This is a genomic window from Pseudovibrio sp. Alg231-02 (genome assembly GCF_900143565.1).
In the GTDB taxonomy this organism is placed as follows: domain Bacteria; phylum Pseudomonadota; class Alphaproteobacteria; order Rhizobiales; family Stappiaceae; genus Pseudovibrio.
Map to the genome: position 1 here is coordinate 1 of NZ_FREX01000015.1, position 26,040 is coordinate 26,040.

General features: G+C 48.6%; 17 protein-coding genes. 4 read left to right on the forward strand and 13 right to left on the reverse strand.

Annotated elements, in window-relative coordinates; genetic code table 11:
• On the forward strand, window positions 1-448 hold a 448-nt coding region (locus DHN43_RS25380; protein WP_159096987.1), incomplete at its 5' end, for an integrase core domain-containing protein.
• A gap of 727 nt (window positions 449-1,175) precedes the next feature.
• Window positions 1,176-6,218, forward strand: a complete 5,043-nt coding sequence (locus DHN43_RS25385; protein WP_108820513.1) for an autotransporter domain-containing protein — start codon at window positions 1,176-1,178, stop codon at window positions 6,216-6,218.
• Window positions 6,219-6,646: 428 nt separating this feature from the next.
• Here the strand turns inward: DHN43_RS25385 and DHN43_RS25390 are convergent, their stop codons facing one another.
• The 5 genes from DHN43_RS25390 to DHN43_RS25410 form a co-directional block, all read right to left on the reverse strand.
• Complete coding sequence (locus DHN43_RS25390) at window positions 6,647-7,252, reverse strand: IS5 family transposase (RefSeq protein WP_159096988.1); 606 nt, start codon at window positions 7,250-7,252, stop codon at window positions 6,647-6,649.
• Between the two features lie 4 nt (window positions 7,253-7,256).
• Window positions 7,257-8,030 (reverse strand): slipin family protein, encoded by a 774-nt coding sequence (locus tag DHN43_RS25395; protein WP_057465624.1) that lies wholly within the window; start codon window positions 8,028-8,030, stop codon window positions 7,257-7,259.
• Window positions 8,027-9,454, reverse strand: coding sequence for an NfeD family protein (locus tag DHN43_RS25400; RefSeq protein WP_108820515.1), 1,428 nt, complete (start codon window positions 9,452-9,454; stop codon window positions 8,027-8,029). Before DHN43_RS25400 ends, DHN43_RS25395 begins: the two co-directional genes overlap by 4 nt.
• Before the next feature lie 727 nt (window positions 9,455-10,181).
• Window positions 10,182-12,011 carry a M10 family metallopeptidase C-terminal domain-containing protein gene (locus DHN43_RS25405; protein WP_108820516.1) on the reverse strand — a complete coding sequence of 610 codons (1,830 nt, stop codon included), beginning with the start codon at window positions 12,009-12,011 and terminating at the stop codon, window positions 10,182-10,184.
• A gap of 203 nt (window positions 12,012-12,214) precedes the next feature.
• Window positions 12,215-13,264, reverse strand: coding sequence for an SDR family NAD(P)-dependent oxidoreductase (locus DHN43_RS25410; protein ID WP_108820517.1), 1,050 nt, complete (start codon window positions 13,262-13,264; stop codon window positions 12,215-12,217).
• A 34-nt stretch (window positions 13,265-13,298) separates the two neighbouring features.
• On the opposite strand from DHN43_RS25410, the gene DHN43_RS25415 reads away from it, so the two are divergent.
• Window positions 13,299-13,886, forward strand: a complete 588-nt coding sequence (locus DHN43_RS25415; RefSeq protein WP_108820518.1) for a TetR/AcrR family transcriptional regulator — start codon at window positions 13,299-13,301, stop codon at window positions 13,884-13,886.
• Window positions 13,887-14,297: 411 nt separating this feature from the next.
• Window positions 14,298-14,705, forward strand: a complete 408-nt coding sequence (locus tag DHN43_RS25420; RefSeq protein WP_108820519.1) for a VOC family protein — start codon at window positions 14,298-14,300, stop codon at window positions 14,703-14,705.
• Between the two features lie 66 nt (window positions 14,706-14,771).
• Here DHN43_RS25420 and DHN43_RS27320 read toward each other — a convergent pair whose 3' ends face one another.
• The 8 genes from DHN43_RS27320 to DHN43_RS25460 all read right to left on the reverse strand — a co-directional run bounded on the left by DHN43_RS27320 (window position 14,772) and on the right by DHN43_RS25460 (window position 25,959).
• Window positions 14,772-15,338 carry a hypothetical protein gene (locus DHN43_RS27320; RefSeq protein ID WP_208995628.1) on the reverse strand — a complete coding sequence of 189 codons (567 nt, stop codon included), beginning with the start codon at window positions 15,336-15,338 and terminating at the stop codon, window positions 14,772-14,774.
• Window positions 15,335-15,637 carry an Arm DNA-binding domain-containing protein gene (locus tag DHN43_RS27325; protein WP_244277342.1) on the reverse strand — a complete coding sequence of 101 codons (303 nt, stop codon included), beginning with the start codon at window positions 15,635-15,637 and terminating at the stop codon, window positions 15,335-15,337. The genes DHN43_RS27320 and DHN43_RS27325 overlap by 4 nt, the downstream gene beginning before the upstream one ends.
• Window positions 15,638-16,311: 674 nt before the next feature.
• Complete coding sequence (locus DHN43_RS25435) at window positions 16,312-17,610, reverse strand: hypothetical protein (protein WP_108820521.1); 1,299 nt, start codon at window positions 17,608-17,610, stop codon at window positions 16,312-16,314.
• A 1-nt stretch (window position 17,611) separates the two neighbouring features.
• Entirely contained in the window at window positions 17,612-18,169 is a 558-nt protein-coding gene (locus DHN43_RS25440; protein WP_108820522.1) for a hypothetical protein, read from the reverse strand.
• Window positions 18,170-18,179: 10 nt separating this feature from the next.
• Window positions 18,180-19,571: an FAD-dependent oxidoreductase gene (locus DHN43_RS25445; RefSeq protein ID WP_108820523.1), complete on the reverse strand. Its 1,392-nt coding sequence runs from the start codon at window positions 19,569-19,571 to the stop codon at window positions 18,180-18,182.
• Window positions 19,555-20,373: an FTR1 family iron permease gene (locus tag DHN43_RS25450; RefSeq protein ID WP_108820524.1), complete on the reverse strand. Its 819-nt coding sequence runs from the start codon at window positions 20,371-20,373 to the stop codon at window positions 19,555-19,557. The genes DHN43_RS25445 and DHN43_RS25450 overlap by 17 nt, the downstream gene beginning before the upstream one ends.
• Entirely contained in the window at window positions 20,373-23,783 is a 3,411-nt protein-coding gene (locus DHN43_RS25455) for a multiheme c-type cytochrome (protein WP_108820525.1), read from the reverse strand. The genes DHN43_RS25450 and DHN43_RS25455 overlap by 1 nt, the downstream gene beginning before the upstream one ends.
• Window positions 23,784-23,925: 142 nt before the next feature.
• Window positions 23,926-25,959, reverse strand: a complete 2,034-nt coding sequence (locus DHN43_RS25460) for a hypothetical protein (protein ID WP_108820526.1) — start codon at window positions 25,957-25,959, stop codon at window positions 23,926-23,928.
• Window positions 25,960-26,040: the final 81 nt, after the last annotated feature.

A 26,040-nucleotide genomic window follows, 5' to 3' on the forward strand; every position in this document is an offset into this window, starting at 1 on the left:
GGCCAAGGATGTCACCGCCACGCTGCAAAAGGCACTGGACACCTCCGGCTGTGAGAGCGCTAAAGTCATTCACAAGCCCAGACTGCTTTCTGACAATGGCAGTTCGTATGTCTCATCAGACTTGGCCAAATGGCTCCGGGACAAGGATATGGCCYATGTTCGTGGCGCTCCCTATCACCCGCAGACACAGGGCAAAATCGARCGTTGGCATCAGACTTTGAAGAACCGCATCCTTCTGGAGAATTATTACCTACAAGGGGATCTGGAGCGGCAAGTTGAGGCCTTCGTTGATCATTACAACAACCATCGCTACCACGAGAGCCTGAACAACATTACCCCTGCCGATGCTTATCTGGGACGGGGCGACAACATCTTACAACATCGCAGTGAGATCAAACGTAAAACTCTGCTCAATCGCAGCTTGAACTACCACGCAAAAGCGGCATAACATCAAAACAACAACGGGCCAAGCATTCCATTATTCAAAAGCCTAATCAGTTCCACTTCATTTGACGACGGACACATGAACGGACAGCTGCATGACGCTATTGTAGCGGCCTATCCCAAAATTGATTTTCGATTTTCTAAAGCCCGTAATGTTTAATTTTTTATCTGATTTGGAGTTGAGGCAATGAGCATTTTCCGCGGTCGTCTTTTTGGCTTTGAAGCACAGCACATCATTCCGAAAGAAGCTGTGAATGGCCTATGAAACAATTGGTTTCAAACGCAATGGTTCCTTTCCCTTGGCTCTCCTAAAAGAACCAATGGAGTTAAAGGCACTCGCGTTAACATAAATCGCCGAGCATCAGCTTTGGTTTGACAGACTCTCCGACACTGAAACTCAGCTTCGTCTGTCAGACCATGCCAATAGCGCACACTTCAATCCCTGATAGAATTTTGTGACTGGCTGCAGTTGGCACGACTTCGCCGGATCGAAGTGTACGGCGAAGGTCGTCTTTGTCCGCTTCGTTGTCGTAGGTTCATAGCCAATTTGTGGGTTTTACTTGTGAATGCTCGATCACCAATCCTTCCCGATTAAAGTCATCCGGAATAGCGAGTGTGTGAAACCGCCTGCCATCGTCTAGCTGATCTGGTATTCTGACTTAAATTTGCATTCACCTTCATCAATTTATCTGCTAATTGCATACTAAATGTTGGGGTGGGCAATCTTTAATATGCAAATAAAGCGTTTGTTTTCTACGACTGCGTTGAGCGGTCTTCTATTTGTTGTGGTTCAGACCGTTTCTGCTGAACCAATTGACAACAACACTACATTGCAAGCGCCTAATGATGCCTACGCGGGGTTTGATGGGTCAGCCAGTGATAAACGGTCGCTGTTTTTTCGCAGGACCTCAGGCTCAACAGATGTACTGACTGGCAGTATCGAAGCGGGAACAACCTCTTCCTTTGACATTGTTCAAAGCTGGAATGGCGTTGATGCTTTTGATGCCTTGACCGGTAAACTGTATCTGTCAGCGCTTTCTTCTTCTGCCTCGATCAACTCCAACGTAGATATCACACTCTATCTTTCACGCCAGACTTCCGCTGCAGCAGAAAACCTGTCTATTGATGCTGTTGGTTTGTGGTCTGAGACAGATGATCAGATTGCCAACTCCGGGAGCATTCTCATTGACTCCGCTGCTGGTGACACGACTTCAAGCGGTGACGCTTCCTCGTCTGCATCTGCAACGGGTATACAGGGCGGAGAAATCCAGAACTCCGGTGATGTCACGCTTTGGGCGCGGGGCGGAAATGGTGCCACCGATGATGATGCAGATGTGTCAGCCGAAGCAACTGGCCTTCAGGGAACGATCGTCGAAAACTCAGGCAAGATTTCTGTTACAGCAATTGCAGGTACGTCCACTTCCACCTCGGCTGGTACAAGCGCCAATGCGCAGGCCTATGGAATTCGTGGTGAGCAGATCACCAACAGGGGTAAACTGAATATAACGGCTTCCGCTGAAACAGGACCTGTTAAAGCCTACGGGATAAGCAGCCGGACCATTGACCTGAACACCGGCGGGCTCAAGGTAAGCGCCAAGTCCACCACACAAAATGCAAACGCTTATGGCATTTCAGGTGCAACGGAATCCAATAGCGGCGACATTCTCATTTCCGCCACATCTCAGCAACGTTTCGCATACACCTATGGAATTCAAGGGAATGTGGGCACCAACACGGGCGTTATTGACGTCGAGAGCACGTCAGTTGATAGCTTCGCCTATGCCCATGGCATTCAGGGAAATACTCAAAAGAACTCCGGTAGAATAAGAGCTGAAGCAACAGCAACCAATGACTTTGCCTATTCATTTGGCATTCAAAACGGCGCCGCTGAAAACACAGGTGATATTCAATCAACTGCAAGAAGCACCAAGGAACAAGCCTACGCCTATTCGATACAAGGGGATGTGGGGAATAACACCGGTGACCTGAGTTCCACCAGTGTCAGTGAAGAAGCCTACGCTTATGCCTACGGCGTTCAAGGTAATGTCACCGCCAACAGTGGTGTTATGGTGATCTCGGCAACTGCATCTGAGCATGCCTATGCCTATGGTGTGCAGGGGGACACTTCCACTAATTCTGGAGCGCTTACTGTTTCAGCGACCTCGACAAATGATTATGCTCAGGCCTATGGCATCAGTGGTGCCGTTAACATCAACGAAGGTGCCATCACGGCCGAAGCTAATGCAGGTACCGACAACTACAGCACATTCGCTCGTGCTTATGGCCTGCATAGCTATCAAAGAGATTCTGTCCCTGACAATATCTCCAGCAACAGCGGCAACATTAGTGTCGCAGCACAAGCTGGCGCTACTCATGATATGAACGGTAATATTGAAGCCTCAGCAAAAGCCTATGGTATCTTTCTAGAGGCTTACAACTCGGATGATCCGATTTACGGAACTATTGCTGAGAACCGAGGCGATATTACAACCACTGCAACTGGCGCGCAACTCACTGCTTCGTCGGAGACCAACACCGAAAATGGCCGCGTGGAAGCGGTTGGTATTCTTGCAAATGTGGGTGATAACATCGGCAATATTACGGTGACGGCGAACGGCTCTTCGGTCACAGGTGCTAGCAACGCTGATCTGATCACCAAAGCCTATGGCATTCAGGGGGATGTCAGCACCAATTCCGGCAGGATCTGGGTTAAGGTAGTTGCAGGAACCAGTGATGGCAGCACCGTCAGATCTTATGTCCAGGCCACGGGCATCAGGGGTGAAGTTGGCATAAACAACGGCGACATTATCGTTCACGGTGAATCTGCAGAGGATTATGTTCAGGCATACGGCATCGATACTTACAAAGGAGACTTGACCGCGAATACTGGCTCCATTGATGTGACAGGGATCTCGGTTGCTGACTCTGTACAGGCTTCAGGAATTGACCTTTTTGAAGGTGACATTGTCACCAATAGCGGAACCATTAATGTCTATGGTCAATCAGAACAGCGCTATGTTCAGGCGACTGGTATTGATGTGTATGAGGGGTCAATTGAAACCAACACGGGAGACATCAGTGCCCGTGGCGTCTCGAAGGAGAGCTACGTCCAGGCAACCGGTATGGACATCACTGGCGGCAACCTAGGAGAGAACACCGGAAAAATTTTTGCCAAGGCTGTTTCCGAACAAGATGATGCGCGTGCAAAAGGTATCGATGGTAAAGTTGACACCAACCGCGGAGATGTTACGTCCATTGCAGTCTCTCAAGCGGATTACAGCCGTGCCTATGGGATCTATGATTACAACGGCGGTTCCACTCCAAGCACTCTTTCTGAAAACACAGGCGATATTCAGGCTTTAGCCCAATCTGGTGATATCACTGAAACAGATAAGGACATTGATGGCACTGCAGATGCCTACGGCATTTACCTGGCAGCTCACAATTCCAATGATCCGATTTACGGTAGTATCACTAAGAATTCCGGCGATATTCGCGTCATCGCAAATGCCGGTGTAATTACGGGGACGTCAAATACTCATAATGTGGATGCAACGGTAAAAGCCTACGGTATTCAGGCAAGCACCACCGAAAACACTGGTGACATCTACGTGGAAGCCAACGGGGCAACCGGTAAAAACCTGAGTGATGGCTCGCTCCTCGCCAGAGCCTTTGGTATTCAGGGGGATGTAGGTGTAAACTCTGGCAATATTACCGTTCTTTCACGTGCCGGGACAATTGATACTGGTGCAGGTAATACAGGCGCTTATGCCTATGGCATTGATGGCGCCACGGGCTTGAACACAGGTCAGATCCACGTTGAGAGCCACTCAGAAGACTTTGTTTATGCAACGGGCCTTAATGATGCCGTTTCACTTGTGAACCAGGGCAAAGTAACCGCTCTTGCAGTGTCCAAAGGCGATTTCGTCTATGCGACTGGCATTGAGGGTGCAGAGGTCACTGAAAATACTCAGCAGGTCAAAGCCCTGTCTCTTAGCGAAACTCGTTTTGCATATGCTTATGGCATCCGCGCAAATGTCGGACAAAACAGCGGCAACATTATTGCCCAAGCGATTAGCGGTACAGCGGATGGCAATTCTTTGGGTGATTTTGTCTATTCTTATGGCTTGAACGGTAACCTTGGAAGCAACAGTGCTACCATCACGGCACAGGCAACGAGTTATGGAGACCGAGCAACGGCCTATGGTGTCGAACAGGCATCTGGAACGCTCACAAACACTGGTACCATTTCTGCGAGGGCTCAATCAGTATTGAATGGTGGCACCAATGCAAAAGCGCGGGCTTACGGTGTTTATCTCCAGAATGACCTGATCCTAGACTCTCAAGGACTTATTCTCGCCAGCGCATCAGGCGATGCAGACAGTGAAGCCTATCAGGTATACACCGATGGTTTTGATTTAAGCATAACCAACTATGGCGTAGTTCTGGCATCTGATCTGCAGCTCACTGATTATGAAGGAACAATACAATCAAACACTGGTGACAATGTTACCTTTGATGACGCGGCTCTATATGTATACGTTGACCCTGCTGATCTGCAGGAAGGCGGTTACACTCTGCCAAGCCTGGTAGAAAACAAGACACTGACAGAAGGTCAGTTTGAGGATCTCGCGAACATCAACCTACTACGTGCCCAGCTTGGCTCTGACTGGACTGTTGAATTTGAGGACCAAACGGCCACAGCAGGTGAACAGAAAATCACGTTTAACTTTACACCAGAAAGCTCCTCCGCACTTATTTCAGCTGTAGCAACACGGCAAATGGCTTTAAACCTGCAAGATCAGATTGATGGACAAAAGCAGCATCTCAGGCTCAACGGCTTGAAATCACCCGCTCAATCAAAGCAGGATTACAACAGCTATGCCTCGGTCCCCAAAAAAACCGAGGGTCAAACTAAAATTGCTAAAGTTGCGCCATCAGATGTGTTTGGTGATGGGTTTGAAAAGACAACGCAGCTGTACATGCAAGGTTCCGTTTCCCAGCAAGCAGCCACTTATGATCCTGTTGGTTATAACTCTCGTTCTCAGGGATTGCTGATTGGACTGAACAGTTCTGTAACTGACAACATTTTTGTTGGCGTAAGTGGTTACTACGGACATGGGAAACTGGATTTCGCAGGTGCAAGGCTTGACGATGGATCTGAAGACATAAAAAGCTATGCCGTTGGCACTCAGATTTCCTATCACTACGGTTCCACACTGCTCGGCCTGAGCTCTCTTTATACGCACTCCGATAACGAGTTTGCCAACACCACAAGTACTGGTTCCAGAGCAGGGGAATTCACAACGAGCACACTCTCCACGCGCTTGTCAGTGATGTACGACGCAGAGCTTGCTGGTAATCATTTCACCCCTGAAGTTGCTTTGACGCACGTATGGCTTAATCAAGATGGTTTCGCCGCATCAGGCACAAGTAGTCTTGATACCCGTTACAGTGCTGTGAATGACAATGATCTCTACCTTTCTGCAAACCTCGCCTGGGCCCACAACTTTGATCTGGGAGATTGGACAGTGCAGCCCAACGCAAAAGTTGGTGTCCTTCACGCTCTGACCGACAACGAAGTTGAAGGTGAGATTTATCAGGCAGGCGGTAATGAAGAACTCAGCTTCGGGGCAGACCGTACATACCTGAATACCTCTGTTGGCTTCACCCTTTCCAGAGGAAACCTAACTGCATCAGTAACCTACGCAGGGAGCTTTTCAGGCAACACCTCGCGTGACACAGTGCAGGGGCGAGCCAGTTACAAATTTTAAGAGGATGCTGCTGTTGGAAAATTTCTTCGTAAAGATGAAACTATTACTTACGACTGATTTTCCAACATGAGTTGACCAACTACAGATTTTCTCTGTTTTTCTGTAAAGGGTCTAAATGAAGTTCCTTTTGGATTTTACGTTCCGCACAAGGTCGTTGGATCCCGCTTAAGTGGATTATCGTCCTCACTAGGCCTAGTGAGGACGCACACAATTAGAAATAGCAAGAACATAAAACTGGTGGGAACCCTGCACTGAACCGAATATCCAGTAATGGTCATAATTTTCCAGATCGCTCATATCTGCTACTGAAGAAGCCTACAGGTGAGCGCGATTCAACTCATAATGGGAACGTCCGATGGTCGAATTCTAGCTCATTCTGAATTGCAGGGCTCATAATTTCTTTACCTCGAGAAGCTCTTAGAGTCTGTTCAAGAATAGCCATATCGAGCAATTCTTCGAACCATCAGCTTGATCATTGCAACGTTCATTAGAGCTTCTGTGGTTTTTGCATATCGTTCCAAATCCTTTGACAACCTGCGGTTTATGCCAAGCCAGGCGAACGTGCGCTCTACGATCCAGCGTTTTGGAAGTACTTGAAACCCTTTCTGGTTTGGCTTGACGATTTGGAGCGGCCGCGGGCTCGCCTTTGCTGCAATTTTCCCCTGATATCCTCCATCAGCACAGATTACTTCAAGAAAGGGAAAGCGGGATGTCACCTTTTGGCAGACACTGGCGAGGCCATCGCGGTCCTGAATACCCGCTGAATGGACCTTGCTATTCAAAACAAGTCCAAGAATATCAACGAGGATATGGCGCTTGCGCCCTTTAACTTTCTTTCCGGCGTCATAGCCGACATCGCCGCGGGCATCCGGGCCGGTTTTCGCTGACTGACTGTCAATAATTGCGAAGGTTGGACTGTCCTCACGCCCTTCCAGCTGGCGAGTTTGCTGATAAAGAGCTTCATGAGCCCGTTTCAGAGTGCCATCACAGGAGAAACGCTTGAAGTAGTAGTGCACGGTGCTACTCGGAAACACTGCCTCATTTTTGCTCTTCGGCAGGACTCTTTGCGATTGGTCGGCCTATCAGTTCCATTGGCATTGGAAAGACAATCGTATTACTTCTATCGCTCGCGATTGTCTGCAGGGTTGTCAGATAACGCAGCTGCATGGCTTGATCGTTCTGAGAGAGAATTCCGGCGGCTTCTAGAAACTTTTCCGCCGCTTGCTGTTCGCCCTGCGCGTCGATGACCTTGGCGCGGCGTAGCCGCTCAGCTTCCGCCTGCTTTGCGATTGCCCGGATCATGCGGTCATCAAGGTCAATGTGCTTCAACTCCACATTTGACACCTTTATACCCCAGGTTTCCGTCTGTTCATCCAGAATACGCTGAATGTCAGCGTTTAACCGATCTCTCGATGCGAGCATTTCGTCAAGCTCATGCTGACCTGCAACCGAGCGCAGCGTTGTCTGGGCCAGTTGGGTGGTCGCCTGAAGGAAATCCTCAACCTGTATAATCGCCCGTTCAGCGTCCACGGCGCGAAAATACACGACGGCATTGACTTTGACGGAGACATTGTCGCGTGAAATTACGTCCTGCTCAGGCACGTCTAAGACGCGTGTGCGCAGATCCACCCGAACCATCTGCATTATACCCGGAAGAACGATGATCAAACCTGGACCCTTTACTTTCCAAAAACGCCCTAGCAGGAAGATCACACCTCGCTCATACTCCCGCAAAATCTTCAATGACGAGAAAACAATCAAGAGTGGAATCAGTACAGTCAAAGTCCAGGAATAATTAAGCAGTTCGTTCATGACTGGTCCTCACTTTTAAGGGGAGAGACGGTGAGGGTTAACCCCTCAATAGCCGATACTTCGACGGTGTGGCCCAGCATTAAAGGCGTTGTACTTGTTGCTTGCCATACTTCACCATGAACTCTGACGTGCCCCTCTCTTCCATTCCAGTCCAAAACCACGGCTTTACTGCTGAGCATTTCTTCCCGCCCTGTTACGACGGCCCGGCCCTTGGAGCGCATAAGAAGATAAAGAATGACGAGAAAAACGCCGGCACTAACAGCTGCGATCGACCCAATCAACATAGGAGATACCTCCAGTTCTGGAGTGTCACTGTCGATCAGCATGATTGAACCCAGCACAAAGGCGACGGCACCACCCAGTCCGAGCACGCCAAAGCCAGGCGCAAGTACTTCAGCGATCATAAGACCAAGCCCGACAAGAATTAAAGCCAGTCCGGCATAGTTGACTGGCAGCAGCTGAAAGGCGTAGAGCGCCAAAAGCAGGCAGATCACACCGGTAATCCCTGCGATGAAAATACCAGGGCTGTAAAATTCCAGAACGATGCCATAGATGCCGATAAGAAACAGGATATAGGCAACACTCGGTTTAGTGATGACAGAAAGAAACTCGGTCCGCCAATCTGGTTCCACCGGAATAATCGTCAAATTATCAGTTTTGAGCGTAATCTGCCCTTCTGGCAACTCCACGGACCTCTCATTTAATTGCTGAAGAAGATCGGTTTGACTATCGGCAATAAAGTCGATGACCCCTTCCTCAAGAGCATCGACCGCCGTTAGGCTGGCAGCTTCGCTGACCGCCTTTTCCGCCCACTCTGAGTTTCGGTTCCTCAACTGGGCAAGGCTCTTGATATAAGCCTTTGCATCGCTGATAGCTTTGTCGGAGGAGGACGGAGCCGCACTTGTCTCTGCGTCCTCGTCGTTGTCAGAGCCTTCTGATCCGGGAAAACCACCACCTACCTGAACCGGTGTAGCTGCACCAAGATTGGTTCCCGGTGCCATGGCAGCAATATGGCATGCGTACAGAATATAGGTTCCGGCACTGGCCGCACGGGCACCGCTCGGTGCAACATACCCAACAACTGGAACCGACGATGCCAGAATGGCATGGACGATGGTGCGCATTGCAGTGTCTAGACCGCCAGGGGTGTTCAAAGTGAGAATGACAAGCGTGGCTCCATCTTCCTGGGCGGATTGGAGGCCACGTGTCACATAGTCAGCAGTGGCCGGCCCTATAGCGCCTTCAATACGGATAAGTGGGGCGGTCCGGTCCGTTTGGGCGTTACAGTAGCTCGTAGCAAAAAGCGCAAAAATGAAGAAGCTACCGATTAGAATTGCCAGAAATACGACACATTGAATACAGGCAAATCCTAAACCTTTAAGATTTGCAATCTGCCATTCCGTTCCTGTTGCCGCCAATCGCATTTTAAGGTGCGTTCTGTTTTTAGTTGGTTACAGATGGATCACTTCACTAACTACATAAGGGAATGTGATGACTAACGTAATCAAGTAAGAATTGCTGTTATAAGTCACAGCCAATTATCGGTATCTATACTGACACAAGCCGCGTGTAATGGGGACTTTGGTGAATAAGACAGTTTCTAAGAGCTTAAGGCACCTCCAAGCTGCTTGCATTTAAAAAGAAAATTACTTGTTCGCGAGTCTGCTTGTTTGAGAGCGTTCGATGAAGGCGACCAAAATCTTGCATTAATAATGGGTGGACTGTCAAAAATTACATGCGACATTTCAATCATTGCTACAAATGAGTTCGGTGAAATATCAGAGCCTCATGGTCATCATAGAGGGGCATCCAGCACCATGCCTCAAAACACAATTCTATATCTTGTGAGCTAATTTTGACTGCAGCAAAGATGCTACGATCCCGCGCAAGTTTAATGACTGACGCAATGCAGCAGGATTTTGAACAGGCTACCGGGCCCTGGCATTTGGAGTAGGCGGCTTTACTTGAATGCTTTGCGTTAACCTCGGAAGCTCTCGTGCAGCCAGCTGTTTTCTCTCTTCATCTGCTCAAAAATAGCGCAGACATGACAGTAGCTCCTCAGATGCTGCCGCACTCTATGCATAACAGCCTGACGTTGAACTGTGCTCCAAGAAAATTGTAAGAAGAACAAGCGCTTGGAGCACACTTTATTTACACGAACATAAAGTCATCAGCGCTGATTAGATCAGCACCGATATCGGACAACACGATGGAACCACCTTGGTAGGAAATGAGCGCGCCATCCTCTGAAGCCAAAATGGTGAGTTCTTCAAGACTGGTGACGCTATTCTTAATAAACTTGATGACATCTAGCCCGCTCGAAAAGTCGGTAATCCTGTCATCTCCAGAGTTAGCCGCAAAGATGAAAGTGTCTTTGCCTTTACCACCGGAAAGTATGTCATCACCGATGCCTCCTGTTAGGAGGTCACTCCCCTTTCCACCATCAAGCTCGTCATTGCCTATGCCGCCATCTAAACGATCGTTTCCATTGCCTCCAAGCAGGTTATCATCGCCTTTCCCGCCGTAGAGCCTATCGTTGCCCACTCCTCCATCCAGAGTATCTCGACCATCTTCGCCGTAAAGCCTGTCCTTGCCTTTGCCACCTTTGAGCTGATCTATCCCGCTGCCGCCATAGAGCCAGTCATTGCCACGCCCACCATCCAGCAAATCGTGACCTTCATTTGCAAAAAGCTTGTTGTGAGCGTCGTTGCCAATCAGTTCGTCATCCCCAGAACCGGTATATGCATTTTCAATCACGGTTCCACGCATAATGGCAAGATTGCCCTTCAAGCCCTGAACATCTGAATAGGTTTCCTCGACAAGAGAAATCCGCTGATCACTAGTCACAGAGCTGAAGTTGATGCTATCGTTGCCACCATCATCCAGAATGGTGAAGGTCACCGGAACCATGCCAGCGATATCATCGTAATATCCTCCAGCATTGGAGTTTTCGCCATAGATGGTGTCGTCAGTACGCAAGTTACCTGCCGTTCCATAAAGATCTTGCATAGCAAGAATGTCGGCGATCATAGGCGTGACCACATACGCATAACTGGCATCGATGTTCGTGTTTCCCTGCTGACTAAAATATGACATGACTGTCGCTTGCCAGGAATCATTGGAATAATGATTGTCTACGCCGAATGTAGCATCTCCGTTATAATGGCCGGCATGCCCCAGCCCCAGCTCATGTCCGATTTCGTGAATATATGTCTGATAGGAGTACGAGTTTAAGTCCGCTCCATATCGATCAACCCAGTCCGCGCTAACATTGACGAATGATCGCTCAATTTCACCATAAAAGGTGTTGGAGCTTGCATAGGCTCCTCCATAATTGTCGTCGAAGTTTATCTTTGCATAGGTATCTGTAAATTCGAAATTGATGCCAGTCATCATTGACCATGCGTCAAGAGCATTCTTTGCCAGGTATTGGCCGGTATCTGTCAAACCAGAAATATTGACCGAGATCGCCTCTCCAGGTTCCACATCAAATGCCCGGCGATATCCCCAATATGCATCAGACAACTGATGTGCAATCTGGTCATTTGAAAAAGCGTCTGGATCTACCGGCACTTCAGTAGAGCCAGCTTCCTCGGTTATACTAAGCTGATAGTCTCCAAAAGAATTTCCCTCTGCACCAATGGTAGCCAAAACATAATAGGTGCCGCGTTCCTCAGGTGTGAAAGTGACTTCGGATCTACTACCATTCCCATTTTCAGTGTCTGACGCGACAGGCCTGGAGTTGGGATCGAACAGGACCAAACTTGTGTCCGATGGCCCATTGGATCCTTCATTGTCCATGGTGATCGTGTACTCAACCCCCGCCTCAAGGACAATCGCAACAAAATCTGAATCTCCGCCTCTTTTCAAAGACCCATAGAAAGTATCCTTCGGGGTAAGAGTGTACGGAGTATCAAAGTGGGCAGGAGCATCTCCCTTTTCCACTAATATAGATTTATTGGAGTTATATCTGGTAGACATGCGAATCTTTTCCGATAATTGAAATTATCGAATTACGATATACACTATCCACATACTATCAATATTCATATGTACATCTTGCACAAGTGATGTATTTTGATTTATACTATAATTTTACTAATTTAGTGCGGAAATCTCAGCCAATATTGCTATATTATAACAAAATTTATATCTACATCTACTTCACTGCAGAGATTGACGGATCATTTGCAGGCTTCTGATAAAGATGCTCTCCATCTAGCCGTTGAAGCATCACTTATCTGCATAAGCTTTGTTCTGATACTTGTGTCTTTCGCTTCCGGATTGGGCTCAGAAATCTTGTCTTCATCTGTATAGGTGCCAGTTACACTGCTGTATCGCGACGAAATAGCGAGCCTTACTATGCGATCAGCTCCTACTTCCGGTGGAGAGGCAAAAATGCGCATGATGAGCCGAAAAATACCTGGAATGCCTTTTAGATCCCGCAGCAAGTTGGAACGAATGAAGCCGGGATTAAGCGCGTTTACAGTGACTCCTGAGCTTTCTAATTGCTCAGCCAGCTCAACTGTAAACGCATTGAGCGCGAGCTTTGCCTGAGCATAGGGTTTTAGCGCATCAAAGCCGTGTTTCGTTTGGAGATCTTCAAAATTAATATGGCCTAGTGCTTCCGTTTCGGAGGAAACATTCACAATTCTTGACGGTGCAGAGGTTTTGAGACGCTCTAGCAAAAGGTTCGTAAGCAAAAAGGGGCCAATATAATTAATCGCCCACATCTTCTCCAACCCATCTGCTGTGATGGTGCGTTTTGGGACTTGAGCACCTGCGCAATTGACTAGGACGTCTATGCGCTTGTGAGTGGCAATGATACGTTCAGCACAACAGCGAATGCTCTCCATTGATGCGAGATCACAGGATAGAAACTGCGCAAACCCTCCATCAATGGCATTTAGCTCGCGTGCAACTGCCATCCCTTTTTCTTCATTGCGACCTAAGATGATCAGGTTTGCCCCGAGCTTATGCAGTGTACTAACAGCGGCTCGCCCCATACCATCAGTTCCACCCGTAAACACAATTGTCTTACCTGATATGTGCTTGTCTTCTTCAGGGATTGCATAGACGGGACTTGGTTTCCTTCGTTGTGGTGTGAAAGTGTTGAGCACCATACTCGCTTGCTTGATAATTGAAGCTTTTTTAGAACTCATGGCCACTCCTATTCGGAAATATATAATTCCGGAATTGTTAGTTACCGAATAAGCGATATAGAAGTTTGACATGGAAATCAACCTTTGCAGTAATTAGGAAGTCTTCATGAATAAGAGATCAGGCCAGCGAGCTGAGCTTACCCGCGGTCGTAAGCGGGATCGTAACAGGACCGACGCTATTCTTGCTGCAACGGCTGAGTTAATTATCGAACATGGGTTTGATAAACTTCGAGTTCAGGATGTGGCAGAAAAAGCCGGAAGTGGGCTCGGTACGATATACCGAAGGTGGGAAACAAAAGAAGCCTTAGTAACTGACGCTATTCGCGCTTTTCCTGACCCTCCACTTCCCTCCAGTGATGACGCCGCAGCGGATTTGGCATCTGTTATTCGGGAGAAAACTGAGTTTTATGCTTCAAAACCAGATTTACTTCCCGGAGTAATCTCAGCATTGAGGGAGGATAAGGGTATTGCTAACGCTATTCGTGATCGATATGACGATAAACCACTTCGCCAGCTTTTTGCCAGGCTATTGGGTTCTGATCATCCTCAATTGGATCTGCTAGCAGAGCTCGTACCAGCAATACTTCTCAACCGAACAGTTTTCCATAACCGCCCAGTTCAATCGGACAACTTTGCCGATGAGATCCTGGCACTTGTCAAAGCTTTATCAAGTGTTCGAGTTGAGAGCCCCTGATGTTACGAATGAACGCATGCAAGGTTATAAGGGCACCTTAGTTACCGGCAGTGAGAGGCTGAGCGAGTGTTCCATGTGAGTGGCTTCTGCCTTGCGAGGCATATTGATCTGATTTGAGCAATCATCATATGCGGTCATCTGTCCGGCGTGTTTAGACGGCAAACATGACTGTTGGTCTTGATGGTTACCGCTTACCAAGTCGCAAACCGGTAAACGAACGACGACGTATCCCAGACATTCCATAGATGTCTGGGTTAATCTTTTCTTTTGGCCGTGCAACAAAGCCATAACCACATAAGTTGATGAGCCAAGCAAGCTCTCTGTACGCACTTGGCTTTTCAGCTCACACTTGTTTAAATTATCGCCAATTTAGAAAGCTAACTCATATTGTAGTTTGATAAGAAGGTCGTTGTGGATGCAGACGCAAAGGATCTGAAGATGACGGTACTGCTCATGCAGCATTTCGCGCTGCCGATCCCACCCGATGGTGTTGAAGATGCGAGGCGGTTTTATGGCACCTTACTAGGTTTTAAAGAAATAGAACGCCCTCAAGAAGCGAGTAGCCATGCCGGTTGTTGGTTCTCATCAGGTTCGGTCAATTTGCATTTGCTCGGCAGTGAACCATTTGCGCCAGTAACAGTTGGCCACCCAGGACTTGTTGTCGATGACCTGGCAGCTTTGGCGAAGAACCTACGGGCAGCGTCTGTCACGGTAACGGATGACACAATCCTCTTCGGCCACGACCGCAAGAAGGTCCATGACCCCTTTGGAAACATGATCGAACTGCTGGAGCCTGTTGATGGCGGCCATAGTTTGTAAGTTCCAAACCCAACAAAGACGCTTAACCTGGCGCAGGCTCTGAAGCTTCACAATGTTAAGCGGACGTTACGTAAGTGGTGAGCTTGATGAATGCCGAAGCTTATTCTTCAGATTCATGCCAGGCACTGCCAACTTGTTGCTTCTAGCTGCCTCGGGCAGTTGATAACTATGCTCGATCTTGACACTTTTCCTCGTCTCAAAGGCTATCGTTTCCCACGCAGTATCATTGGCTAAGCGGTTTAGGTCTATCATCCGTTCGCCATAAGCCAGCGCGATGTTGAAGATCTTCTGGTGACGCAGGGAAGAGTGCTTAGCTATGAGACTATTTGGAGCGAGCTGTAGACGGGAATGGCGATAATCTTGATATCCTTTTGCAAGCGTGTCGCGACAAAAGTTCGCTTTATAAATTTTCAGGCGTTGGAGCATGCCACACGCTCTCATGACAGACAAGAGGTCGCACCAAGTCTTGACCAACCGAACCGGGTTGCTGTGCTCTGGCCTTAGGCCCCATACTTCAGCAAGATTGAACGCCTTTGATAAGACCGCCAGAACTTGATTGGCTTGACGTGGTGTTGCTCTCAACGCGTGATTCAGCTTTGCAATATCTTGTTGTCTGACAGAGCTGAGTTTCATGTATCCCAATCGTGAGCGAACACACCGTTTAAGGAGACGCTCATTGTCTTGGGTTTGTTTTGAACCCGCACATGTTTGCTCATGTAAACATCAAGAAGTACATTCACTGTGGGAGCAGCTCGTTTGTTCTCCCGCTTTAAGAGAGGATCATCTCCGTTACGGACCGTTGCTAGCACGTCGGTCGCCAAGTCCCTGGCTTGATCCGGTGTTAGCTCACCATACCTGCCAAGACTCATACGACGAGAGCGGCCTTCATCTGTGCGATATTGCACAAGGAGTGTTTTTGCACCGCTCTGCATCACTTGAAGGTCAAAGCCTTTGAGTTTGCTGTCCTAGAAGATTTGCTTTTTGCTTGTCGGCCTTACCGCATCCTCCGTTCGCTTCGTTATGTTCGGCATAGACAAACCTCTCCAGCTGACGGCTCCTGACAGGAGCCACCAAACATACAAAAATATCAGTTGAAGTACGTTCCCGATTGTCGCTGTTTCTGACGACCTTTAAGGTTTTCTTTTAGGACCTGTGTAAAACAGAATCTAAATCGTTATCGGTCAAAACCTATCTGCTTACCGTTCTGTGTCAGCACTATGTAAGCAAATGTATGAGATTGAGCGTGAAAAGCAAGGTAGGCAGGCGTAAATATTTTTCTACAACTCTTTGATTTATAGTATTTAATCGATCTTCAACGCAAAAGAGCGCATCCCTCTGAAGCGCTTCTTAATCCGTAGGTCCACGGTTTGAGCCCGTGTGGGCTCACCATTTAACCTCATGGTATATAAAGAGGTTAAGCAAAGCTCCCATTTGGGAGCTTTTGCATTTAGGCTTCGTGTCAGCACTATGTGAGCATTTGAAAACAAGTTCTGACCTTGCTTGTTCCAAGCCATATCTTCCAATTGATTCTGGAGAAGATCTGACTGACGTCACCAATCATGTCGACAGATACGTACTAGAGGTGCTTTCGAAAGTTCATGCGACATCAACGGCACTGCGTTTGTAAACTAAAAACTTTCTCACCGGGCACTCTTGCTGCAAACATCGTTTCTGAGTTGCACCACACATTGCTCATAGCCTTAGACCCGACCAATTTCCAGATTGGTCTATGCCTTTGGCTTTGCAAACCAGATTCCACACTGTCAAAAAAGAATGCATCATGAATCTTATGTTGTGGCAATGAGGCTCGAAGAAAGAAAACGGCTCTATTTGTAACAAGAGTTCCGGTCGGTTGTTGTCCTAAAAAGTCTGCTGCTTGCTTGAGAGGTGAGATAATTACGGGCTTGATTAGAAATTGCGGCCAGATGCCAAGCTGCAAAACGATGACAAGAACCAAAGCAGGTTTTGCCCACTTGCCAGAAGAATTCACTAACCAAATAACTAGCAAAATTGCAGGTAGGAGCACGTGGCGGAGATTTTCGGGATTTTGGGCAAGTAGTGTCCAGAGTACGGCAGCAACTGCTGCTATCAGCAAGGGTGTGAGTTTGGGGCGGGTTAGGAAAGCAAGGGCAGCTATGAAGAGAAAAGAGAGCAAGCTTGCGAGAGCTATGGGTTCTTTTTCAAAGGCATCCAACCAGCTTTCACGTTCGAAGGTTTGCTCAAATGACGTGTTACCCCAGACGGTGAAATGACCTTCGGTGAACCGCAGCGCTTCAATCAGGTAAGCCTCGCCTTCCAGCAGGAATACTCCTCCGAAGAACACGAGCAATGTGCCGGCACTTGCGATAAAGAGTTTTGTGCGAGCCTCTCTTTTCAAATACCACTCAGTGATTAAGGCCAGAGCAACTGGAACAATGAAAGATGGCCGGCAGGCCAGAGCAAACCCTGCAAAGCACCCTGCCCTGATGTGTTTGCCTCTACCCATAAAAGCCAGAGCTGCAAGAAAGAATGCAATACCTGTTGCATCGCTCATCATGCTTAATGCGACAAGCGGAAGGAAAGGCTGCGTCAAAACTGCGAAGAAGGCCAGCAGCACACCTCTATGAGATGCTCCCCAAGCTTGGGTAGTCCATGCTGCAAGAGGAGGTAAAGACAGTGCAGAAAATAGGCTCAGGTAGAAGACCGCTTGCTTCGCACTCAAGCCCATCAAAACAAGCAGTTTGCTCAGCACTATAAATCCCGGATACCCCGGAAAATGCGGTCTGAACTCAAGCACACTGAAGCGAATTGTGCCATTAACAAAGAAATAGGCATCATCACTTGGGATGCTTGGTGTGTGGCGGAGCAACCAAGTAGATAAAGTCACGTAGCAAAAGAGAGATGCGCTCCAGCCAAGTCGCAACATACTAGTTTGCCAACGCCTTTAAGACGTCCTCAACAGCTGCATTGTAAGCGGCAGGATCTGCCTCTCGCTTACCCACCCCAAAAACACCAGGGTTTCCGATGGCTTCAAGTGCTTGACGGAGGCTTTGATCGGCTGCTTGACGTTGCTTGCCCGGCAATTCACCGGCCATGGCATCGAAGAAGCGTTTTGATTTGACGACAAGAACCTTAGCGGTCTGATAGTCGTTCAAGTTTTCGGAACCAGCTTGCAAACGACGGGTAATCTCGGCAACAAAAACGCGATTGATAGCAACTGCGATTGTCGCTGTATCTTGAGAGGCTAAGGCCTTTTCAAATGCTTCAGAGAGCCCGCTGTCATAATCAGTCGTCAAATAGGCAAGTTCCTCTGAGATCTCGTTGGCAGCTAACTTCGCTGCTTCAAAGTCTCCGGCGTTCACAGCTTTATAGATGGCTTCCCGCGCATCAATCAGAGGCTCCTTGCCAGCAGCAGCATAAGAGTAAGCATGCGCCTGACCAGTAGTAAGCAAAGACATAAGCAATGCATAAAATATTCTCACCACGACTGGTCTCCTAAGCCACACTTTCCGTTTCAATAACGGTTCTTTCACTACGATGCTCATAGATGGTAGTGCGCTGATCCTTTTCGCTAATCAACGCATCAGCAGCCATCTGCCCCATCTCCATAGAGGTGTCTGTGAAGATGTAACGGAAGGTACCTTGCCGCCCACACTGGATCAGATTTTCAAACTGATTGAGGTGGGCAATTGCGTTAGCACGGTTCTTCTCATATCCCACTGTCATCAGCGGATAGGCCTGCCGCTGATAAGTAGAGAAGTATTCACCTGTGGCTGCTGCGCTATTGATGCCAAGCTTATTCAAGACACCACACGCTTGAGCAAACATCTGCTGGTTGTCCATCTCCCACAGCCCGCTCCCCGGATCACATGGGATCTCTAACATTGCAGAGGTGTGCCCCTTGGGAGCCATGAACGGTGAGCGTCGTTTTGGCTCCTGCAATCGCGTTGCTATTATGTCGGGATCTGACAGATACTGCCATGTGCAGTCTGAGAGGTTGTCCATTTCAAGAGGCATATTAAAGAACCGTAATCCTCTGAATGTTAACGCACTCTCGCCACCTGTCATGTTCACCATGTAAGGCAAAGAGAGCGTAGAGAGCACAGCATCTGCCGGGTAGGACAAGCCCCCTGCTTTCACGGCACTAATTTTATTTGCTGCGTAGTCAAAGCCATCGACAGCTGCATCAAAGATAATCTCGCCGCCAAGCGCTTCAACTTTTCGGGCCATGCGCTCAAAAATGGCACCGAACCCATGCTTAGGGTAGCGATAGCTTCTGGCGTAAGTGCGCGGAGTGTCACTCCCGATTGGCAAAAGGCGTTTGGCAACATCTTTCAAGTCCAACAGACTTATGCGCTGACCAGCCCAGTCTGCGGACAGGTCGACCGGATCAATACCCCAGAGTTTAGCTGTGTATCCTTCAAAGAAATTTTTGTAGAGCGTCTTACCAAACCGACTGGTAATCCAAGTTGCGAAGTTATCGTCCTTGGGCTTACCGAATGGCAGAAGTACCAAGTCTTTTACCGCACCAATCAATAATGAGGTTGGTGCCGTTTTCAGGATGTTGCTCATTGCTAATGGATAATCGTAGGTACGATCCTGAAAGCGAATGACGCTTTTGCGTTGGCTGGTCAACAGGTCATCGCCAACCAGCTCTTCAACCAGTTTTAGCAATTGCGCGTTGTGAGTGATAAAGCGGTGGCCACCGTAGTCAAAGCGATAGGTCCCATGGCGACCTTCAAACGTTGTTGTACCGCTTTGGCCCCCCTCTTTTGAAGCCTTTTCAAGCACGGTGACCTGAATACCAGCTTCCAGCAAGCGGATTGCTGCTGTCAGACCAGCAGGCCCCGCCCCCAACACCAAAACATGTTCAGGCTTTTTGAGCATAGCCGCGGCTCCAGAAACTCAGGAATAATCCAAGGTAAAGCACCCAACTGGTAAATTGGATTAGCGTTGGAGACGCGTTATATCCAAACAACGCCCGCATGAAAGTACCAAAGGTGCCCTGATCATCCAAAATAAACGAGATGTTGAAGATCTGTTCCACCAAAATCGGAACAACATCAATCGCCTGCAGCATATTGATGGCAGACGAGAACAATCCGGCTGCGATGATAATGATCAGCAAGCTGGTGTACTTGAAGAACGGAGCAATAGGAACTTCGCGGGTGCCGCGCATCATAATCCAAACCAGCAGGATGGATGCAACGAGACCGATAGTTGCCCCAATCAGACCGTTCTCCAATGTCACGCCCTGCCCTGAATACATGAGAGCAGAGAAAAACAATACGGTCTCAAATCCTTCTCGCAGCACCGCAATGAACGCAAGAAACACCATGCCCCACAGGTTGCCGGAGGAGATGTGGAACTTCAGCTTCTTTTTGACATTGTCGACCTGCGCCTTGGCCTGCTTGTGCATCCAGATCGCCATGTAGCTCAGTACCAGCGTGGCAAAGAGCAGAATGAAGATCATCAGCAGGTGCTGATAGTGTTGATTGGAAAACTGGTCAATCACCACCTGGAAAACAAAGGCCAACGCCAGTGATACGATCAACCCAAGTACAACACCAAGATAGACGTATTTGTTGAAATGCCGCACGCCAAGTTTGTGCATGTAAGACAGGATGATGCCAACCAGCAGAAAGGCTTCCAGCCCTTCGCGAAATGTGATCAGAAAACTGGCAAACATTATGGCCGCTCCAGTGTTTGAGTAAGTTCAGCCATAACAACAGCTTTTGGATTTGGTAGATCTGGGTAGGATTGGCGTACTGCATCGGTCACCCACTGCGGATAGATGCGGAACATCATCTTCACATCAACGCTGAGCGGATAAGTAGCTTCCTTTGGCAATGCAAAGGCTTCATCCCGATAACCATTCGCTGGGATCTTGGTATCTTTCAGCATTTTTTCATAACGCCAGAAGAGCAGGCCGACAGGCTTGCCATCCTTGTCGCCAAAGACCTTTTGGAACATACGAGCATCGGTTGGTACGACGCCCTTATCATCCATCTTGCCATCTTCCAGAATAACCTTGCCACTTGCGTCTTTCACGGTCACATCCAGCCAAAGCTGCCGGAAGTCAGCAACGCCGGTTGGCAAGGCATGCCCTGCTCCAACATTTTTGACACGAACGATCAGTTTCTCATTTTCGTCGATGTAGCTTTCCAACTCAGCAGCAGTTTGCAACAGCTCAATGCTCATGTCTGAGAGCTTCTTATTGCGCAGGCCGACAAGATGGTGATTGGCACCCGTGAATTGATGTGTCACCACATTCTCTTTCACCTTGCCCCCATCTGTAGAAATGCCTGGGACATTCTCACCGATCTTTCGCACGTCAGCCATCATGTGACAGCTGATGCAAGTGCGGTTCTTGGAGGGGTCCGCTGGATTGTTGTAGGAGGATTTTTCCCACTCACCGTAGGTGTTCACGATGACACTACCTGTGCCTGGAGCCACCTCATTATGGCAGGTGCTACACAGAGCAGAATCCTTGTAAAATGGCTGAGAGTACGACTTGGCATGCACTTCGGGCTTGGCGTTGATCTGACGGTTACCCACCCAGTGCAGCAGTGCGTTGTCGTTATCCTCAAAGATATACTTTTCTCTATCTTTCACATTGACGGTAAAGCTGGCGTTGGTGCCTGCCGTCTGCCCCATAGCTGCTTCAATACGAGTGATACGATGGCAGAATAAGCAGCCCGTGCCTTCATCTGAATCCGGTACGCCCGTCTCAAGGGCTTCAAAGAGACTGGCACCACCCTTCTCAAACATATGTCCTTCTTGCGGAACCGCCTTTGGCTCGGTGAACTGTTCTTGTGGCTCATGACAGCCAAGGCACCATTTGCCGAAGTCCTTACCTTCCGTCTGTTCTGCAACGGATTTCACGACCATGAAGTATGGGTTAGATTCTCCCATCAGACGATGGTTTGAATCTGCCCATTGCTCAAACATGTCAGAATGGCAGGATGCACAGGCGGCTGAGTTCACCCAATCCTTCTCATGTAGAACCTTCCGATCATCATCAAGGCGTATCCAACTTGCATTCAGCGGTAAGTTTCCACGTGATGTGATGAAAGCTTGCAGAGCCTCCATGTCGCGTTTGACCGGTTCTGACGGTTCATCCGGATTGATCTGCAAGGCTCCATCACGGTCGTCATGGCCCATACCACCTTGCGTCTTTTGCATGATGCGCAAGTAGTCGCCGATGAAGTTACCGGAGATCATATTGTTTAAGTTGTCGTGACCAATCGTGGCACGGTCAAACTTTTTGGTTGGTGTGGATCGGTAAAGATAGCCATTGGTGAAGTTGAAGCCATCCACATGGCAACTCTGACAACTCATCCAAAAGTCACCAGTGGTAGGCGTTAGTTTGGAATCATCCGTGTTGCCGCTGTTAAAAAGGGTTTTACCTCGGCGTAGCTTGGCCTCAACCGGATCGCTCTGCACTAGTGGAGCTGGAGCTTGCCCACCCAGAGTGACGCGCGCAAACGGGCCGTCCCCACCTCTCTTCAGTGCTACGAAATCAAGTGTCATTGCGTTTTGCACGAAGATGTCCTGCCCCGAAACGACTAACCCACGCGGATTGTTGCCCGGAATGTGGCGAAAGATCTGCATGACCTTTGCCCCACCTTGGTTCAGTTTGCCCTTGCGGCGCGCTCGGCGCTTCTTCTTGCTGGTCAGGGCTGTTCTGCGTGTCAGATCAAAGACCATCAAGTCTTCGCTTCCAGCCAATGTAACGTAAACTTTTTTACCGTCCTCGGAGAATTCAGCATCATGAGGGTTTGAAACAATGCGGGTGCGATTGTTGGTATCGATAATATTGATTTGCTTGAAGAGGTGCTTGCGGCGCTCAGCAACTTCTTTCTCTTGCCCTTGTTCAAGGCTCAACAATGAGACACTCGGAAACACGGTGGATTGAAACTGGAAAGGATGATCAAAGTTCCAAAGAACGTGTGGCAACCAGGCCTCGCTCTCATCTGGGCTTACTGCAATATCATCCAGAATGCGCGGGACACCCTGCGAAACAGCTTCGTCGTTGTCCTGAGTTTCAGCCAAACTGATCGTCTTCAGAAATGTAAGTTTAGCCCCTGAAGTATCCCAAATGGAGACCTTGCCAACCATGGCATGCGTTACGATCAGACGACCATCACTAAGCAAAGCAAGACCACGCGGGGTCTCTTCGCTGTCGATTTCCTGAGTGATGCCTTGTCTCGGATCAACTGCAATGATCTTGTGCGCTTCAAACAATGAAACCCAGAACAGGTTGTTGATCTTGTCATAGATAATGCCAAATGGACGATAGTCAGTCTTGAACTCAGAGAGAACTTTGCTTGTGTTCAGATCAATGAAAACCACACGGTCACCCGTGTAGTCCGTTACGCCTGCAATATGCTGTTTTTCATCCAACGCGATGCGGCGTAGCTCACCACCGATCTTGATCTCTTGCAGCACTTTGCTAGAGCTGCGGTCAACAACAGTGACACTGCCTGCATCAAAGTTTGCTGAGATGAGTTTTGTGCCCTCACTATTGAGAACAAGGGAGCTACTTTCAACGGCAGCATAGGCTGGCACCATGAGTGCGGCCAGCGCCAGAAGAAATGGGAAGATCCAAGCTGCAACCTTAACCATCGAATAGCGCTTGGCATGGTGAAACACCAATAACGAAACCGGCAGTGCTGGAACCAGATGGAGCCAATATGCGACCTGCCCTATCATGTTGCCGCGATTGCCAAAAAACGCGAGATAAATGCCACTGAGAACCAACAGTACCAGGGCAATCTCAATCATCTGGCCTGTTCTACGAAGAAACGGGCGTCCGTTCTTCTTGATCAGGTCACGATGAGAAAACCAGAATGGAAGAACAAACAATGGAAAGAGGATAAGGGAGACAATGAAATGAATGGCAAGTGAAGGTTGGATGAGCTGCCAAGGAAGGCCAACAACATCCCACAGCATCAACCCACTGATAGTGAGGAAGTAAAGCACAAACTCAGCATGTTTGCTCTTGTAACCGAGACGTTTCCAGAACAACTTTATTGCGCTGGATTGTGCTGGCTTAGGTCCAGTGACTGGTACGCTATTCTTGCTTGCATCATCCATGACTGCGGATCGATTCTTCGTCAGATTATTATGATTGTTGTCTCTATAGCTAAATGCGAATGCCTCGCATTTGACTTAGGTTAACAGGCAGAAGAAGCCGGGATGTTTTACACCCCGGCTGTTTCAAATCGCGGTAAACTACTTATTTCACAGCAAAAACTTTGACCTTACCGGCCATCACCATAGCTGTGCCAGCTTGCACAATCTGCGGAACACCATCTGCATCCGTGTCCAGATCTTCACTACCAGCTACAACGTTTTCGCCACTGTCTCCCAGCCATTCAGCAAGCTGCATGCCCTCGTTCACATTGCGACCGTTAATGACAGTGCGGAACCAGCTTTCATATCGGTGCGTCAGGCTTGCCAGGTCCAATAGAGGTTCATTCTCACCTTCACTGTTGCGCAGAATAAGCATTGCACTACGCAGTCCAGCACTGATTGCAGCAGCGGTGTATGGTGTGTGCTCAGTTGGTTGGCCTGGCACAGCAGCGTATGTGCCAATCGTCTTGTCATACATCTTCGCTTCAATGGTCAGGAACAGCTTACGTGCTGCTTCTTTGTAGCTCTCATCCTTTGTTGCAAGGAATGCCGAGGTTAACCCATGAACAACAGCGAACTGTGTACCCAGGCTTTGCTCCGTGCTCGCGCCTTTGCCAATCTCAAACCCATCAATTGCGAGGCCATTTTCAGAGATCAAATTCTTCAGAATAAAATCTGCCTGCGCTTTAATCAGCTCGAGCGCCCGCTTGCCGCGTGCAGTTTCCAGGCTCTCGCCCGCATCAGCGGAGGCATAACCAACGGCCAGTGCATCCTGAGAACGCTGAAAAATGTTCAGGGCCTGAAGAGCATATGCCGCATCATAAGTGGTAACTTTGGAGCCCTGCTTGCCATCATAACGATCAACCAGAGTGCCCGCTTCTTTGTTGAAGTGCAGTGCATCCAAGTTTTTGAAAGTGGCGTTTGTGAGAACACTTGCAGCGGAGAAGACATCATCAGAAGCAATGTCATTCACCGGATCATTGTCTTTGTTCAAATCAACAGCTGCAGCAAATGGTGCACCGTCAAACACGGCGATAAAAGCCGGATTCTGGTTTGTGTTTGCGATACGTTGGTCGCTATATGCGTAAATCTCAGAAAGCGGCCACAGCATCAACCATGTGTCACGCAGAGAGGATGCCCCGTCGATGACCTTCAAAGACCCGATGGCTTTCACGGCGTTCTCGGTCTTTTCAGTCACAGCGACCTTGCGCGGGAACCAGATTGGGCCCTGTGCAGGATCATAAGACGCGGTCAGCTTTGCGCCAAGCATCTTACCGTCATAACCAAACTGATCACGTAATGTTATCATGCGGTCATTGAGCATTTCAGTTAGAATAACGCCGTTGAAACCATCTGCCGTGGATACTCCGAGCGCGTGTACGCCATCCTGATCCATGACAGAACTTTCAGCCTCAACTTCCAGATCCTCTGCTATTGTGTGCATACCGCCGAGGAAATCCTGTGCCCACATGACATCCTTCAGCATAATGCCTGCCGCAGCTCCGGGATTGAAAGACTTGTCCATGCCTTCCTCTTTCCAGGAGAGCGAAGCATAATCGCGGAAGTACGCTGGAATATCGACTTTTACTGTTTTAGATTTTCCGTGAGCGGTCAGAATATCCGCCTCATCGCTGGAGACGACAGAACTGTCAGTTGCCTGACCAAATTCAGGAAGCGCTGAGATGTATGGGAAGGTGATCGGGTACATGTTGAGCGGAATTTCTTCCACTGGGAAGGCAACAGATCCAGCCAGTTCAATCACGCGCTTACCAAGGCTTTCAAGTGAACCGCCACGTGCTTTGTTTAGTGGACCGTTTACGATATGCGGGCCCATCTTGGACTGATAATTGACCGCATACATAGCCTCCTCAGAGTATTCATAACTCTCAATGCCGGCTGCGTAATCAAAAGCGGTTGGCTGATTGACGAGATTTGGGTCAAGAACATCAAGATCCAGCCCCAGACCTTCCGCTAAAGGTTCGCCAGAAAGCTCAAACTCTGTGTAAGCCAGAAAACCACCCGCTGGATCAAAAGTTTTGTCTAAAACCTCGACTTTAACTTCAGTAGAACCTGCAAGAGCTGCAGAGCTGATTGCCACTGCCGATGCGAATGATAGAAGTGCCGTTTTATTCAACATGCTTAAACTCGGAATCTCTTTTGAGGGGATAGCCCATCATGAGCAAACCTCCCCTATCCCTCTCCAATGCAATAGGATCAC

Bases quoted from the DNA above. Each gene is read 5' to 3' on its own strand.
- DHN43_RS27320 (WP_208995628.1), bottom strand. From the start codon at position 15,338: ATGAAACTCAGCTCTGTCAGACAACAAGATATTGCAAAGCTGAATCAC.
- DHN43_RS25400 (WP_108820515.1), bottom strand. From the start codon at position 9,454: ATGCGATTGGCGGCAACAGGAACGGAATGGCAGATTGCAAATCTTAAA.
- DHN43_RS25415 (WP_108820518.1), top strand. From the start codon at position 13,299: ATGAATAAGAGATCAGGCCAGCGAGCTGAGCTTACCCGCGGTCGTAAG.
- DHN43_RS25405 (WP_108820516.1), bottom strand. From the start codon at position 12,011: ATGTCTACCAGATATAACTCCAATAAATCTATATTAGTGGAAAAGGGA.
- DHN43_RS25445 (WP_108820523.1), bottom strand. From the start codon at position 19,571: ATGCTCAAAAAGCCTGAACATGTTTTGGTGTTGGGGGCGGGGCCTGCT.
- DHN43_RS25450 (WP_108820524.1), bottom strand. From the start codon at position 20,373: ATGTTTGCCAGTTTTCTGATCACATTTCGCGAAGGGCTGGAAGCCTTT.
- DHN43_RS25435 (WP_108820521.1), bottom strand. From the start codon at position 17,610: ATGTTGCGACTTGGCTGGAGCGCATCTCTCTTTTGCTACGTGACTTTA.
- DHN43_RS25455 (WP_108820525.1), bottom strand. From the start codon at position 23,783: ATGGATGATGCAAGCAAGAATAGCGTACCAGTCACTGGACCTAAGCCA.
- DHN43_RS25385 (WP_108820513.1), top strand. From the start codon at position 1,176: ATGCAAATAAAGCGTTTGTTTTCTACGACTGCGTTGAGCGGTCTTCTA.
- DHN43_RS25395 (WP_057465624.1), bottom strand. From the start codon at position 8,030: ATGAACGAACTGCTTAATTATTCCTGGACTTTGACTGTACTGATTCCA.
- DHN43_RS25410 (WP_108820517.1), bottom strand. From the start codon at position 13,264: ATGTCAAACTTCTATATCGCTTATTCGGTAACTAACAATTCCGGAATT.
- DHN43_RS25460 (WP_108820526.1), bottom strand. From the start codon at position 25,959: ATGTTGAATAAAACGGCACTTCTATCATTCGCATCGGCAGTGGCAATC.
- DHN43_RS27325 (WP_244277342.1), bottom strand. From the start codon at position 15,637: ATGCAGAGCGGTGCAAAAACACTCCTTGTGCAATATCGCACAGATGAA.